General features: G+C 71.8%; 12 protein-coding genes. 6 read left to right on the forward strand and 6 right to left on the reverse strand.

The genetic code is table 11. The features are described 5' to 3' along the window. Position 1: 1 nt before the first annotated feature. From QLQ12_RS13600 to QLQ12_RS13610, 3 genes are read left to right on the forward strand one after another with little or no spacing between them, the layout of a single operon-like run. On the forward strand, positions 2-1063 hold the full coding sequence (locus tag QLQ12_RS13600; RefSeq protein WP_282759944.1) for an ABC transporter substrate-binding protein: 1062 nt from the start codon (positions 2-4) through the stop codon (positions 1061-1063). A 22-nt stretch (positions 1064-1085) separates the two neighbouring features. After that, on the forward strand, positions 1086-1862 hold the full coding sequence (locus QLQ12_RS13605; protein ID WP_407651476.1) for an ABC transporter ATP-binding protein: 777 nt from the start codon (positions 1086-1088) through the stop codon (positions 1860-1862). Continuing rightward, positions 1852-2724: an ABC transporter permease gene (locus QLQ12_RS13610; protein WP_282759947.1), complete on the forward strand. Its 873-nt coding sequence runs from the start codon at positions 1852-1854 to the stop codon at positions 2722-2724. The genes QLQ12_RS13605 and QLQ12_RS13610 overlap by 11 nt, the downstream gene beginning before the upstream one ends. A gap of 18 nt (positions 2725-2742) precedes the next feature. Here the strand turns inward: QLQ12_RS13610 and QLQ12_RS13615 are convergent, their stop codons facing one another. Beyond that, positions 2743-3630, reverse strand: coding sequence for a hypothetical protein (locus QLQ12_RS13615; RefSeq protein ID WP_282759949.1), 888 nt, complete (start codon positions 3628-3630; stop codon positions 2743-2745). A gap of 127 nt (positions 3631-3757) precedes the next feature. Here QLQ12_RS13615 and QLQ12_RS13620 point away from each other — a divergent pair, with 127 nt between their 5' ends. Beyond that, positions 3758-4474 carry a lysophospholipid acyltransferase family protein gene (locus QLQ12_RS13620; protein WP_282759950.1) on the forward strand — a complete coding sequence of 239 codons (717 nt, stop codon included), beginning with the start codon at positions 3758-3760 and terminating at the stop codon, positions 4472-4474. A gap of 198 nt (positions 4475-4672) precedes the next feature. On the opposite strand, the gene cspE is transcribed toward QLQ12_RS13620, so the two are convergent. After that, positions 4673-4876 carry a transcription antiterminator/RNA stability regulator CspE gene (cspE, locus tag QLQ12_RS13625; protein ID WP_093619181.1) on the reverse strand — a complete coding sequence of 68 codons (204 nt, stop codon included), beginning with the start codon at positions 4874-4876 and terminating at the stop codon, positions 4673-4675. Between the two features lie 224 nt (positions 4877-5100). On the opposite strand from cspE, the gene QLQ12_RS13630 reads away from it, so the two are divergent. Further along, entirely contained in the window at positions 5101-5505 is a 405-nt protein-coding gene (locus tag QLQ12_RS13630; RefSeq protein ID WP_282759953.1) for a pilus assembly protein CpaE, read from the forward strand. Between the two features lie 15 nt (positions 5506-5520). Here QLQ12_RS13630 and QLQ12_RS13635 read toward each other — a convergent pair whose 3' ends face one another. The 4 genes from QLQ12_RS13635 to QLQ12_RS13650 all read right to left on the reverse strand — a co-directional run bounded on the left by QLQ12_RS13635 (position 5521) and on the right by QLQ12_RS13650 (position 14864). Then, the gene (locus tag QLQ12_RS13635) at positions 5521-9144 is read right to left on the reverse strand and encodes an ATP-dependent helicase (protein ID WP_282759954.1); all 3624 of its coding nucleotides are present in this window, start codon (positions 9142-9144) and stop codon (positions 5521-5523) included. Next, positions 9141-13031, reverse strand: a complete 3891-nt coding sequence (locus QLQ12_RS13640) for an ATP-dependent helicase (protein ID WP_282759955.1) — start codon at positions 13029-13031, stop codon at positions 9141-9143. The genes QLQ12_RS13635 and QLQ12_RS13640 overlap by 4 nt, the downstream gene beginning before the upstream one ends. A gap of 446 nt (positions 13032-13477) precedes the next feature. Beyond that, entirely contained in the window at positions 13478-14083 is a 606-nt protein-coding gene (locus QLQ12_RS13645) for an LOG family protein (protein ID WP_282759956.1), read from the reverse strand. 1 nt (position 14084) lies between these two features. Next, entirely contained in the window at positions 14085-14864 is a 780-nt protein-coding gene (locus QLQ12_RS13650) for an LOG family protein (protein ID WP_282759957.1), read from the reverse strand. Between the two features lie 174 nt (positions 14865-15038). Here QLQ12_RS13650 and QLQ12_RS13655 point away from each other — a divergent pair, with 174 nt between their 5' ends. Further along, on the forward strand, positions 15039-15209 hold the full coding sequence (locus QLQ12_RS13655; RefSeq protein ID WP_282759958.1) for a hypothetical protein: 171 nt from the start codon (positions 15039-15041) through the stop codon (positions 15207-15209). Positions 15210-15220 lie beyond the last annotated feature (11 nt).

Consider the following 15220-nt stretch of genomic DNA (forward strand, 5'->3'; position numbering starts at 1 on the left):
CATGAGCTCCCGCACCATACGTGCGCTCGCCCTCGCCTCGGCCGCCCTGGCCGCCTCGACCGCACTGGCCGCCTGTGGTTCCGATGCCGGCGAGGCGAAGAGCCCGACCGCCGAGGCGTCGAGCATCAAGCTCGGCTACTTCCCGAACATCACCCACGCCCCCGCGCTGGTCGGCGTGGGCAAGGGCCTGTTCGCCCAGTCACTGGGCAGCACCAAGCTGGAGGCGACCACCTTCAACGCCGGCCCGGCCGCGATCGAGGCGCTGCTCTCCGGCGCGATCGACGCCACCTACATCGGCCCGAACCCGGCGATCAACGGCTGGTCCAAGTCCAAGGGCAGCGCCCTGAAGATCGTCGCGGGCAGCACCTCGGGCGGCGCCGGCCTGGTCGTCAAGGAGGGCATCAACTCCGCGGCGGACCTCAAGGGCAAGAAGATCGCCACCCCGCAACTGGGCAACACCCAGGATGTCGCACTGCGCGCCTGGCTGAAGCAGAACGGCCTCACCACCGACACCAGTGGCGGCGGTGACGTCTCGATCCTGCCGCAGGACAACGCGACCGCGGTGCAGGCCTTCGCGCAGGGCACCATCGACGGCGCGTGGGTCCCGGAGCCGAACTACAGCAAGCTGATCCTCGAGTCCAAGGCCAAGGTCCTGGTCGACGAGAAGACGCTGTGGCCGAACCAGGAGTTCGTGACCACCCACCTGATCGTCAGCCAGAAGTTCCTCAAGGAGTACCCCGGCACGGTCAAGAAGCTGCTGCAGGGCCACATCGCCTCGGTCAAGTTCATCAAGGACAACGGCGCCGACGCCCAGAAGGCCGCGAACGCCCAGATCGAGTCACTCACCAGCAAGCCGCTGAAGGACGAGATCCTCACGGCCGCGTTCACGAACCTGGAGTTCACCTACGACCCGATCGCGTCCTCACTGTTCACCAGCGCCAAGCACGCGGAGGGTGTCGGCCTGCTCGACCCGGTCGACCTGAACGGCATCTACGACCTCACGCTGCTGAACGACCTGCTGAAGGCGGACGGGCAGCCCGAGGTCACCGACAAGGCGTCCTGACGGATCGATGGGAGGGCGAGCAGTGAGCATCCTCGAAACCACGGACGTTCGCACCGGTGCGCTGGTGCGCATCGAGAACGTCTCCAAGCAGTACGGGTCCGGGAACAACACCCTGCTCGCCCTCGACCGCGTCTCGCTCGACGTCCAGCGGGGAGAGTTCGTCTGCCTGCTGGGCGCCTCCGGATGCGGCAAGAGCACCCTGCTCTCGCTGGTGGCAGGACTCGACAAGATCACCAGCGGCACCCTGGACATCGGCGGGCGGCACGTCGCGCTGATGTTCCAGGAGGCCGCCCTCTTCCCCTGGCTCTCGGTGGCCGGCAACATCGAACTACCCCTGCGCCTGCAGGGCGTCGGCCGGGCCGAGCGCCGCCAGCGCGCCCTGGAACTGCTGGAGACCGTCCGGCTGGGCGGGTTCGGCGACAAGCGGCCGCACGAGCTCTCCGGCGGCATGCGGCAGCGGGTCGCTCTGGCCCGGGCGCTCGCCCAGAACGCGGACGTCCTGCTGATGGACGAGCCGTTCGGCGCCCTCGACGCGATGACCCGCGACATCCTGCACGACGAGCTGGAACGGATCTGGCGCGAGCAGGAGCTCACCGTTCTCTTCGTGACCCACAACGTGCGCGAGGCGGTCCGCCTCGGCGACCGGGTGATCCTGCTGAGCAGCCGGCCGGGCCGGGTGATCGAGGACTTCAAGATCGGCCACCCGCGGCCCCGCCGCATCGACTCCCCCGAGGTCTCCGGCCAGGCCGCCGAGATCACTGACCGGCTCCGTGCGGAGGTCGCCCGTCATGCCCACTGAGGTCACCGAAGAGCAGCGGAACGCCGACCAGGTCAGCGGACTGGACGCGCTCGAACTCGGCCCGCAGCGGAAGAAGGGCCAGCTCGGCCGGCGTATCTGGAGCAGCACCTGGCCGAAACTGCTCGCCATCGTCATCGTCATCGGCATCTGGCAGCTCGTCTACCTGTCCGAGTGGCGTCCGGCCTACGTCTTCCCGCCGCCGGCCGACGTCCTCGCCGAGCTCGGGGAACTCGCCATCACCCCGAAGTTCTGGGACGGCGTGCAGCTGACCATGACCCGGGCGATCACCGGCTTCGCGATGGCCGTGGCGATCGGCACCCTGATCGGCGCGGCGGTCTCCCGCTTCGCCCCGCTGCGGGCCGCGATCGGCTCACTGATCACCGGCTTGCAGACCATGCCGTCGATCATGTGGTTCCCGCTCGCCATCCTGCTCTTCCAGCTCGGCGAGAAGGCGATCCTCTTCGTGGTCGTCATCGGCGCCGCGCCGTCGGTGGCGAACGGCCTGATCAGCGGCATCGACTACGTGCCCCGGACCTGGCTGCGGGTGGGCCAGGTGATGGGCATGTCCGGCCTCGCGAAATACCGGCACCTGATCCTGCCGGCGTCGCTGCCGTCCTTCGTCTCCGGTCTCAAGCAGGGCTGGGCGTTCTCCTGGCGCAGCCTGATGGCGGGCGAACTGCTGGTCATCGTGCCGGGAACGGTCTCGATCGGCGTACGGATGCAGACCGCCCGCGATTTGAGCGACGCCGTCGCCGTGATCGCCTACATCATCGTGGTGCTGGTCATCGGCATCCTCGTCGACCAGCTCTTCAACGCCTCCGACAACGCCCTGCGCAAGCGCTGGGGCCTGACCGGGAGCTGAGCCGGCCGCACGTCGCGCTCAGAGCGGCCGGACCGACTCCAGAACCTCCCGGACCACGTGGTCGTACTGCTTGTGGGTGCCGGGAACGGAGACGTAGAGGACCGCAGCCGTCGTCTTGCCGACGTCGATGACCGCCACCGCGGAGTACTCGTCGGTGGCGGTCAGCCCCGGCGCCGTGAAGCGCAGGCGGAACTCGCTCACCCATGCCGGGCGCCCACCCAGTGTCGTCACCTCGTCGCGCAGCGGCTCCATGGTGTTCGGCTGCGGGTAGTACTCGGCCCGCACGTCCGCCGCGACCTGCCGTCCCACGCACTCCATGTCGAGCGAGACGGCGTCGTTGTCGGTCGCCGGGACCGCCGCCGACAGGATCGAGGCGTGGTAGCGCCCGCCCGGGTAGACCTCGGTCACGAAGTGCTGCCCGACCCGATAGGGCACCTCGAGCGTCCCCGCGTTCCACACCTCGGTCCACGGGACCCAGGGTGCGCCGTACCGCTGATAGGAGATGCCCGCGGCCTCGTCCACCGTGCGCTCGCCGGTGACCGGCGCCGGCGCGCCCGGCGCGGCGCTCGCCGTGGCGCCCGGCGAGACGGTGGGCGCCGGGCACGCCCGCGCCAGCGGCGGCCGCAGGTCGGGCGCCGAAGCGGCCCGGTCACTGAACGGGCTGCCGTCACCACCGATGATCATGACGAGCAGCACGGTGAGCCCGGCGGCGACGATCGCCGCCGCCACCCCGCCGAAAATCAGCAACTGCCGCCTGCGCCGTCGTGGTCCATCCGGCGGGGGCGCGGCGGGCGGCGCCGCCGGCGGCGGAGACTGCGGGGGTACGCCGTAGGCGGTCACCGTGCCCGATGACCATGATCCGGCCGGCCGGGCCCAGGCGGAGCTCTGCGGGTTCGGTTCGGACATGTCACCAGTGAACACCACAGGCGCCGTCACCCGCGTCACGCCGGAATCGTCCCACGAGCCGCCAAAGCCTGCCCGATTCGTCCGCGCGAGCCGCGCCGTTCCCAGAAACTTCGGTTACCGTGCTGCCATGGAACTGGTGTATCCCCCGGTCGTCGGCTTGGTCAAGACGATGTTTCGGGTGCTCGACAACAAGATCACGGTCGAAGGCGCCGAGCACATCCCGAGCAACGGCGGGGCGGTGCTGGCCAGCAACCACTCGAGCTACCTCGACTTCATGTACTGCGGCCTCGGCGCGCAGCCGGCCAAACGGCTGGTGCGCTTCATGGCGAAGAAGGAAGTCTTCGACCACAAGATCAGCGGCCCGCTGATGCGCGGCATGCGGCACATCCCGGTCGACCGCAAGGCCGGCACCGGCGCCTTCCGGCACGCCATCGAGGCCCTGCGCGGCGGCGAGATCATCGGCGTCTTCCCGGAGGCGACGATCAGCGTGTCCTTCACCGTCAAGGCGCTGAAGTCGGGCGCCGCGCGGATGGCGCAGGAGGCGGGGGTCCCGCTCATCCCGATGGCCGTCTGGGGCCCGCACCGGCTCTGGACCAAGGGGCGGAAGAAGGAGCTGACCAAGCGTCACGTGCCGGTCCTCATCAAGATCGGCGAGCCGGTCCCGGTGACCGGTGACGCCACGCCCGAGGAGATCACGGCGACGCTGAAAGAGCGGCTGACCGTTCTGCTCGGCGAGGTCCAGGCGGCGTACCCGGACAAGCCCTCCGGCCCGGACGACCGCTGGTGGCTGCCCGCACACCTCGGGGGCACCGCGCCGCTGCCCAGTCCGGCCAACTCGGTCTGACCGCGCCCGGCCGGCTCATCCGGCCCCGCCGTGCCGGCTCGCGCCGCAGCTGACCGAATCCGATCGTAGAAGGCTCCCGGCATGCCGGGAGCCTTCAGGTTTTCGTGGCGCAAAAGGCATCGGCGCCGCACCCGGCTCGGGCACGGCGCCGATCTCACGTGGTACCGGCCGCTCGCGCGGCCGGAACTCGGGCGTGAATCAGAGGGCGCGGATGTTGGCGGCCTGCGGACCCTTCTGGCCCTGGGTCACCTCGAACTCAACCCGCTGGTTCTCTTCCAGGGCCCGGTAACCGGACATCTGGATCGCGGAGAAGTGGGCGAAGACGTCAGCGCCGCCGTCGTCCGGGGTGATGAAACCAAAACCCTTGTCCGCGTTGAACCACTTCACAACACCGGTAACCATGCTCGTCTCCTCGACGATCGATCGCTCCAGGCCATTATGGACTGGAACGAAATAGTAAGACCTGCATTCTGCGGGTCTCGTGCTGTCGTACTGATCGCCCGTACCGGAGAAACCCGGGTTACGACAAAGAGCGCCTTGGGCAGACTTCCCCACAGGCGCTCCTGAGTACTTGGGAACCAAACTGACAACGCCAGGGAGCCTAGCATGATTGGAGAAGGCCGGAAGTGCTCGGAGTACAAGTGGCGCGGCAGCTCAAAGCCGCCGGACTGACGTGGAAGCCACAGCTCGGCGACCGTTTCGCGATCCCCGACCGCGACCTCGACGACGAGCTCTTCGTGCTCAGCAACATGACGATCCAGGTGCACGACCGCCCGGAAGGGCTGATCATCGGCTTCAACGGCACCACCGAGTGGGCGCTCGACGACGTCGATCTCGAAGAGGCCCTGTGGCTGCCCCGCGAAGACCAGCTTCGCGAGCTGCTCGGCGGCACGTTCCGCGAGCTACGACACGAGAACGACACCCATCTGGTACGGATCGAGCTGCTCGGTGACGAGCACGTCTGTCCGGCCGCGACCGCCGAGGAGGCCTACGCCGCGGCGCTGCTGCGTCTCCTCGCCGCCGCGCTCTGACCACCCCGGCGCCGGTCAGAGCGACTCCTCCGGGATCTCCTCGATCAGAGCGGCCAGGGCGGCCGCGTCCATCAGGTCCGCCGGACGGACGGTGACCTGCTCCCGGACATAGTGGAAACCGGCCCGGACCTTACGCACCGGGACACCGGCCAACGAGGCCCAGGCGATCCGGTACGCCGAGAGCTGCACCGCCGCGGCCTCGGCCTCCGCACCGCCGGGACGCCGGCCGGTCTTCCAGTCGATCACGTCGAAACGGCCGTCCGGGTCGGCGAACACCGCGTCCATCCGCCCACGCACCACCACCCCGCCGATGGTCGTCGCGAACGGCACCTCCACCTCTACCGGCGTCCGCTCCGCCCACTCGCCGGTCAGGAACGCCTCCTGAAGAGCCGCCAGCTCCTCGTCGGCGGCCGCGTCGTCGTCGGCCGCACCGGGAAGATCGTCGAGATCGAGCAGGCGGACCGCGCCGAACCGCTGCTCCAGCCAGGCGTGGAAGGCCGTCCCTCGACGGGCCTGCGGCGCCGGGCGTTGCGGCAGCGGGCGGCGAAGCGTGCGCGCCAGCACCTGCGGGTCACGGCGCAGCACCACGAGCTGCGAGACCGACAGATGCGCGGGCACCACCACCTCGATCGGGCCGTCCCGGCTGGTGCGCTCGGCACGCTCGGCGAGCAGCAGCCGGGCCTCGCGCCGCCAGCGGGCGATGTCCGGGTCCTCGACCTCGGCGGCCAGGTCCTCCGCCTCGGCCGCGGCCACCAGCCCGGCCCGGTCCGGCCGTCCCGCGCCGCCCTGGTCCGGCTCGGCCGCATCCTGACCTGCCGCTTCCGGACCGGCCGCTTCCGGACCGGCCGCTTCCGGACCTGCCGCATCCGGACCGGCCGGTGGGTCGGAGGGGGAGGCAGGGGGGGCTTCGATGTCTCGTACCGTTGAAGGGGTTGACCAGCCGGCGCCGTCCGGAAGGTCGCCGGAACCGGCCAGGCCGACCAGGTCGGCGGCGAGGCCCGCGCGGGCCGCCACCTCCGGATCGGAGGTGGCGAGGTCGGCGAAGGCCTCCGCGGCCGAAGCATCCGGGTTCTCGATCATGCGGCGGATCAGGTCGGCGGCGGCCGCCATCGCCGGACGGCGCAGACCCAGCGGATCCGCCGGCCAGGAAGCGGTCGCCACCACCTGATCGCTCGGATTGGTGTCGCCGGGAGCCGGTTCGGGCGTCCAGACGTCGACCACCCCGGCGCCGTCGGCGCACGTGGCCCGGATCTCGTCGAGGAAGACCGACGGGCCGCGCGGGCGCTTCACACCGTCGCCCCACCAGTAGCCGGAGCAGAGCAGCAGGCGGCGCGGGCGGGTCACCGCGACATAGGCCAGGCGCCGCTCCTCCCGCACGTCGTGCTCCCGCCACGCCCTTCCGAAAGCGGCCAGCGCACCCGCGACGCCCTTCTGGTCCTCCGCTTCGGAGAGATCCAGGTCGGGCAGGCCCGACGAGTCACCACGCAGCGGAAACGGCAGCACGCCGATGCCGCCGAGATAGTGGTCGGAAGAACGGGCCAGACCCGGCCAGACCCCGCGGCACAGGCCGGCCGCCGAAACCACGTCCCATTCCAGGCCCTTCGCGGCGTGCGCGGTCAGAATCTGCACAGCGCCCTCGACCACGTCGACCTGGCCCGGCTCCAGCCCGCGTTCCTCCTCCTCGGCCGCGGCGAGGAAGGCCAGGAAACCGGCGAGGGTGCCGCTCTCGTTCTCCGCGACGTAACGGGTGGCGGCCTCACCCAGCGCGTCCAGATGGCCGCGGGCCAGACCGGCGTCCCCAGCCGCCCACCCGCGCACCGCCACCTCGACATCCAGGCCGATCGTGCGCTCGATGTCGGCGAGCAGGTCGGGCAGCGGCTGATCCAGCCGGCGGCGCAGCGCGGCCAGTTCCCGGCCGTACTCCTGCAGGCGACGGTGGCCCTCGGCCGAGTACTGCCGCGGCGAACCGAGATCGGCCATCGCCTCGACCAAAGTGGCGTCGTCGAGCCGGTCGGTGGTCACCTGCTCCGGATCGGCGCCCGCACCACCCGCCGCCGCGGCCCGGGCGGCGGCGATCGCCCGTGACCGCCGGTGCAGAGCCACCAGATCACGGGGACCGATCCGCCAGCGGGCGCCGGTGAGCAACCGCAACAACGAGGCGCCGTCGGTCGGGTCGGCGAGCACCCGCAGCGTGCACACCACGTCACGGACCTCGGGCGTGTCCAGCAGCCCGCCCAGGCCCACCACCTCGACCGGCAGGCCACGGGCCCGCAACGCCTCCTCGATCACCGGGATCTGGCTGCGCACCCGGACCAGGACCGCGCTGGTCGGGCGGCGGTCCAGCGGGATCTCGCCGGGAACCGCGGCCGGCATGCCGGCGACCAGACGCCAGGCGGTCAGCATCGAGTCGGCGATCCAGTTCGCCTCGTCGGCGAACGTCGGCAGCAGCGCACACGTCACCGTCCGGCCGCCGACCGGCGCCGCGGTCCGCTCCGCCGCCTGCAACTGGTTCACCCGGGCACGGAGCGGGGCGGACACCACGTTCGCCACCCGCAGGATCTCCGGGCGGTTGCGCCAGCTCCGGGTCAGGGTGCGCACCCAGGACGGATGGCCGTCGGTGTCACGGAACTCGTCGGGGAACCGCTCCAGAGTGCCGGCCGAGGCCCCTCGCCAGCCGTAGATCGACTGGCAGGGGTCGCCCACCGCGGTCACCGGGTGCCCGCCGCCGAACAGGTTGTTCAGCATCGTCACCTGCGCATGGCTGGTGTCCTGGTACTCGTCGAGCAGCACGATCCGGAACCGGCCGCGCTCGATCGCGCCCACCTCCGGGTGATCCCGGGCGACCAGCGCGGCCCGGGCCATCTGATCACCGAAGTCCATCGCCTCCAGGTCGAGTTTGCGCTGCGCGTACAGGCGCACCAGAGGAAGCAGCGTGAGCCGGTTCTGCTGGCGGCGCAGCATCTCGCCGACATCGGCGTACACCCGGCCCGGGTACTCCTGCACGTCGGCGAAGAACCGGCCGGTCCAGGCGGCCAGATCGTCCGGGCCGACCAGATGCTCGGCCATTTCGGCGGAGAGCGCCAGAACGTCGTCGGTGACCGTACCGGGCGCACGGTTCAGCCCGGTCATCTCGCCGGTGTAGGTGCGGACCAGCGAATCGACGATCTGCCAGCGGGCGGCCTCCGTCAGCAGGCGCGCCGACGGTTCGAAGCCGGCACGCAGACCGTGTTCGGTGACCACCCGGGCGGCGTAGGCGTGATAGGTCGAGATGGTGGGCTCACCGGCGAGCGCGTCGTCGCGGCCCAGCCTGCGGCCGAGCTGCCCCAGCCTGGTCCGGACCCGGTGCGCCAACTCCCCCGCCGCCTTGCGCGTGAAGGTCAGGCCGAGGATCTCCCCGGGGTGGGCGTACCCGTTCGCGACCAGCCACACCACCCGGGACGCCATCGTCTCCGTCTTGCCCGAACCGGCGCCCGCCACCACCAGCAACGGCTGCACCGGGGCCGCGATGATCGCGTCCTGCTCCGCGGTCGGCTCCGGCAGGCGCAACAGCCGGGCCAGCTCACGTGGCGTGAAACGGGGACCCGAGCCGGCCAGGCGGCGGCGCCTCGGCCCTTCGGCGAACAGCGTCGGTTGGGTCATCGATCCTGGTCCGGTCGGTGCGGCTGGCCGGGGGCGGGCTCGACGACCTGTCGGCCCTTGCCGGAGATCGGGCAACTGGTGCGGACCGGGCACACCCGGCACCGGTTGTTCGCCATGGCGGAGAAGGTGGAGGCGGCCATCGCCGCCGCGGTGCGGCGCACCATCGAATCCGCCCAGTTGGGGTCGGCCGCCTCGGTCAGCGGCACCTGCATCTGCTCCCGGGCGTCCTTGCCCGGGCCCAGCTGCACCAGCGCCGCGCCGCCGCTGTCCCGGCCGAAGTCGCCGAACGCACCCGCGTCGATCGCCGCCTGGTAGCCGCCGAGCTGGGCGTTCTCCGCCACCTCCGCGGAGACGGCGGTCGTCTTGCCGGTCTTCAGGTCGATCACCACGAGACGGCCGTTCTCATCGACCTCCAGCCGGTCCACCCGGCCGGTCAGCTGGATCGGGTTCCGCTCGTCCTCCAACTGGACGGTGAACTCGTGCTCGATCGCCAGCAACCGCCTCGGATTGACCGCCAGCCAGCGCAGCAGCTTGTCGACCATCGCCTGCGCGCGCTCCTGCTCCGGGCCGGCCAGCCACTGTGCGGCCAGCTCGATCGAGTCGAACCGGGCCGACACGTACTCCACCAGCCTCTCCCGGTCGGCGTTCGCGTCCTCGGCCAGCATCGCCGCGGCATGCACCAGGTTGCCGATGCCCTGCGCCGGGCCGGCCGGGGCCGCGCCGCCGTGCCGCTCCAGCAGCCAGCGCAGGCTGCACCGCAACGCGCTCTCCATCGACGATGGTGTCACCTTGACCGGCTCACCCTCGTCCACCAGCGGGCGGTCGTCGGAGAGCGGGCGCAGACCCCACCACTCGTCCGGATGTGCGCCCGGCACGCCCTCGGCCGCCAGGCGGGCAAGCTCGGCCGCGGCGGCGCGCCGGCGGCCGGGCGTCTCCGAAACACTGACCACGACGGTACGGAGCTCGGCCACCAGCGAAGCCAGCGTCAGCGCCCGGGGCGGGCGTCCCACCGGCAGCTCCGCGTCGGCATCCCCCGCCGGCTCGTCCTCGATCCTCTCCTCATCGTCACGCGGGACGTCGCCGGGGGTGGAGTCGGTCAGGCGATCCCGGGCGCCCGGGGCGTCGGGGAGGCCGATGGCCTCCAGGCCTTTCGGGCCTTTGGGGCCTTTGGGGTCGGCCGTGCGTCGACCGTGCGCGGCTTCTCGATCGGTCGGCGTCTCCGGGCCCCGTGGGGTATCCAGGCCGTCCGGAGCAGCCGGGGCAGCCGGACCACTCGGACCGCTCGGAGCATCCGGACCGCTCGGGGTGCCGGGCGGGCCGGTGTCCCAGGGGCCGTGGTCGGGAGGGCCGGGCGGAAGGGCGCCGCCGCCGGGGCCCCGGCTCGGAGTGACCAGCTCCGTCAGGAAACGGCTGGGCTGTTCCTCGCCGACCGAACCGCCGACGCTCGCCGACGCCACCGCCGTCACCACCAGGCGGCGACGGGCCCGGGTGGTCGCCACGTAGAAGAGACGCCGCTCCTCGTCGAGCAGGGCCGAGGTCTCGCCGATGATCGCTTCCGGTCCGGTGGCGGGACGGCCGGCCAGGACGTCGACCAAGCGCTCGGACCCGAGAAGGCTGCCCCGCAGCCGCAGGTCGGGCCAGATTCCCTCCTGGACTCCGGCGAGGATCACGACCTCCCACTCCAGACCCTTCGCCGCGTGTGCGGTCAGCAGCCGGACCGCCTCCCCGCGGTCGGCGCTCGGGGCGATCGAGTCGGCCGGCAGCTCCTGGCCGAGGACGTGGTCGAGGAAGACCGACACACCGGCGCCGGGCAGCCGGTCGACGAAACGGGCCGCGGCGTCGAAGAGGACCACCATCGCGTCCAGGTCGCGGTCGGCGGCCTCCGACCGCCACTGCCGGGCTCGGCCCGCGTCACGCTGATCGGGCATCGGAACATTGCCGGTGCTCATCGCGAACCAGCGATCGTGCAGGCCGCTCTCCCGCCAGACCGTCCAGAGCACCTGCTCGGCGGAGGCGCCGGGCTCGGCGGCCGTCTCCCGGGCCACCGCCAGCAGCCGGGCGACGGCCTGTGCCGGGCGGGCCCAGCGCCGCTCCACCAGGTCGAGACCGGACGAGTCACGGACCGCGTCGACGAGCAGTTCGCCGGAGGGCCGACGGTCCCCGGCACTCAGGGCGAGCGCTCGCAGACCCTGACGCAACCGCCGCTCGGCGAGCGGGTCGGCGCCGCCGAGCGGGGAGTGCAGCAGCGCGACGGCGGCCTCTTCACTGAGAGCGTCCGGGTCGACGGCGCAGCGCAGCAACAGCAGGAACGGGGCGACCGCCGGTTGCAGGTGCAGGGGCAGATCTTCGGGATGGATGATCGTCGGCACTCCGGCGGCGGCCAGCGCCCGCTGCACCGACGGCTGCTGGAGGGTGGTGGACCGCATCAGCACCGCCATCCGCGACCAGGGCACCCCGTGCAGCAGGTGCGCCTCGCGCAAGGCGTGCGCGATGTAGGCGGTCTCCGCCGCCGTCGACCGGAACGTGCGGACGACCGCTTCGGGCGCCGGTCCGAACTCCACAGTCCCGCCAGGGGCGGACCCGGCAGACGCCGCGGGCCCACCCAGCCCGGAGGACCCCGCCGGCTCAGCGGACACAGCGGACTTGGAGAACCCAGGCGACTCAGCCAACGCGGCGGAGCCGGTTCGGCTCTCCGATGCACCGGACTCGGCCGAATCTCCGGACCCCGGATGCCCGCCCGGACCCGTCGGCGACGCGGATGTGGAAGGGGACGAGGACGACGGGGCCGCTGGGGGGTGCATGGGGCGGTGGCCGATCGGGCCACGCATGCGGCGGGCGACCCGGCTGGTGGCGGTGAGCAGCGGCGGGGCGGCGCGGTAGTTCGTGTGCAGGACGACGGTCGGGGACGGGGCGCCGGAGATCGAGCGGAAACGGGCGGGGAAGCCGGCGACCACGGCCGGGTCGGCGCCGCGGAAGCCGTAGACCGACGAGTCGGGGTCGGCGAAGGCGACCAGGGGCTTGCCGCCGCCGGCGATCTGGGCGAGCAGCTCGACCTGGGCGGGGTCGGTCTCGGCCAGCTCGTCGACATAGACGAAGGCCAGGCGTCGGCGCTCGGCATCGAGCAGGCCGGGGTCGTCGTCGAGCAGGCCGGTGGCGGCACGGACCAGCTCGGCCGGGTCGTAGGCGGCCGAACCGCGGGTGGTCACGTCGCGCAGGGCCAGCACCGCGACGTATTCCCTGAGGAAGCGGGCGGCGGCGGGCCAGTCGTCGCGGCCCAGGCGTTCGCCGAGCCGGGCCAGCTCGACCGGGCCGACGCCCCGCTCGGCGGCACGCTGCATCAGGTCGCGCAACTGCTGGGCGAAGGCCCGGGTGGGCAGGGCCGGGCGCAGGGCGTCGGGCCAGCCGATGTCGTCGGGAGCGTCGGGGTCGGCGACGGCGGCCAGCAGCTCGCGGATGATCAGGTCTTGCTCGGGGCCGGTGAGAAGACGCGGGGAGGGCTCGCCACGCTCGGCCGCGGCTCGCCGGAGCAGGCCGAACGCGTAGGCGTGGAAAGTGCGCACCAGTGGCTCGTGGACGATGCGGCCGGGGTCGTCGGCGATCCTCGCCTCGATGCGGTCGCGCAGGGCCGCGGCGCCGCGGCGGCCGAAGGTCAGCACCAGGATGCGCTCGGGGTCGACGCCCTCGGCGATGCGGGCGGCGACCGACTCGACCAGCACCGACGTCTTGCCCGTGCCGGGGCCGCCGATGACCAGGAGCGGCCCGGCGGTGTGCTCGGTGACCCGGCGCTGCACCGGGTCGGCCGGCAGCTCCGGGACCACCGGGCGGGGGCGACGGACCAGGCGGTAGTTGGGCCGGCGCACTGGGGGAAGGGAAACCGGCGTGCTCACGGCATCAATGAGAGCACGCCGGTATGACGTTCTTCCGGGCCGGGAAGCGGGCGGGACCCGGAATCACATCCGGACGGCCGATCCGGGTGCGGCCGTTCGGGCTCACCCGATGGGGGAACGCCGGTCAGGGAACACGCGCCGGGTCCGGCGCATCGGGCGGGAGACCGGATCAGGCCCGGCGGACGGTTCCGGCGCCCGGCCCGAAACGGGACGCGACAGCCTCTTGCGTGGGCACGGCAGGGGTGACGCGTACCGCGAGCGTGCCGGGCCGAAGCGCGCCCGGACCGGAAGCCGCCGGGCCGAAGCGCTCCCGGACCGAAGCGTTCTCGGACCGGAAGTCGCGCCCGGACCCGAAGCGGGCCCGAAGCACGTCCGGGCGGAGCGCGCCCTGCCGGAGCGTGCTCAGGCCGGGCGCGTCCAGGATGGAACGCGCCCGGACCAGGGCGTCAGTGTTCGGCCGGGCTGGCCGTGCCGGAAGCGGCGCCGGACGGACCGCCGCCCGGGCCTGCGGCGAGGGTCTTCTCGATGAGGTCGACGGCTTCGGGGACCGTACGCGCGACCAGCAGCATCTCCATCGCGGCGGGCCGGACGAACTTCTGGTCGACGAGGGTGCCGAGCCAGCGCAGCAGGTCGTCGTAGAAGCCGTCCGGGTCGAGCAGGACCATCGGTTTGTGGTGGACGTCGAGGGTCGCCGTGGTCCACACCTCGAAGAGCTCGTCGAGGGTGCCGAGACCGCCGGGCAGGGTGAGGAACGCGTCCGACCGGTCGATCATGGTGTTCTTCCGCGCGGCCATGTCGGTGGTGACGACCAGTTCGCCGGAGGCTTGGTCGGCGACCTCCAGGTCGACCAGGCACTGCGGGATGATGCCCAGGGTGTTCCCGCCGGCCGACCGGGCGCCCTCGGTGACCGCGCCCATCATGCCGACGCGGCCACCGCCGGAGACCAGTGTGTAGCCGCGTTCGGCCAGGACCCGGCCGGTGTCGGCGGCGAGGTCGAGCCAGCGTTGTTCGAGGGTGGTGGAGGAGGCGCAGAAGACGCAGACAGCGGCCATGTCAGCGGTCCCCCTCGGTCTCGGCGAGGGCCGGGGCGGCCTCCTGGATGATCCGGACGGCCTCGGCGACGTCGTCGGTGACCTGGATGAGATCGAGATCCATGGCACTGATCTTGCCCTCGTCGAGCATCCGGCGCTTCATCCAGTCGAGGAGCCCGCCCCAGTACTCGGCGCCCATCAGGATCACCGGGAACCTGGTGACCTTCTTCGTCTGGACCAGGGTGATCGCCTCGAAGAGCTCGTCGAGGGTGCCGAAGCCGCCGGGGAGGACCACGAACGCCTGGGCGTACTTGACGAACATGGTCTTGCGGACGAAGAAGTAGCGGAAGTCGATCCCGACGTCGACCCAGTCGTTGAGGCCCTGCTCGAAGGGCAGCTCGATGCCCAGCCCGACGGACATGCCGCCGGCGTTGGTGGCGCCGCGGTTGGCCGCCTCCATCACGCCGGGGCCGCCGCCGGTGATCACCGCGTAACCGGCCTCGGCGAGTGCCGCGCCCAGGCTCTCCGCCAGCTCGCACTCGTAGCTGTCGGCGGAGCTGCGGGCCGAGCCGAAGACGCTGACCGCCGGCGGCAGGTCGGCGAGCGTGTCGAAGCCTTCGACGAACTCGGAGAGTATCCGCAGTGCTCGCCAGGCGTCCTTGGTCTTCCACTCTCCGCGATGGTATGAGTCGAGTAGTTTCTCGTCGGCCGTGCTCGGCGGGATTGAATCACGTCGCAAAGTGACGGCCCCGCGATGACGCTCCGGTGTCGGCTGAGGTCGCCCGTTGGTGCTCTCCGTCATGCCACAAAGGTAGTGCGGACGGTCAGTACCCGGTGAATAACCGACTGCGTTTCGGTAAGAGGATTGCGACCCGCGGACCTTTTTGCCAGATTGAAGCAACCGACAGTAGCTCTGACGCGTCTGTACTGTTACCGACCTGGCATCCCCGAGCTCCCGGCGTAAGGAGCAGCGACCGTGACGAACCGAAACGAGCGGCTCAGGATGCAGCGCCGGATCCGCCTGGTGCTGGAGGAACGGCGCGCGGCCTTCGCGGCACGCGACGCCGAACCGGCCGTGGACCCCGAGGCGACGATGGAGATCCCGCCGCCCCAGCGCGCGGTGGGTCGGGTGACCGTCGAGTACTGATCGATTAGCGC

Origin of the sequence: Actinoplanes sandaracinus (genome assembly GCF_030009775.1) — a bacterium.
GTDB classification, from domain to species: Bacteria; Actinomycetota; Actinomycetes; order Mycobacteriales; family Micromonosporaceae; genus Actinoplanes; species Actinoplanes sandaracinus.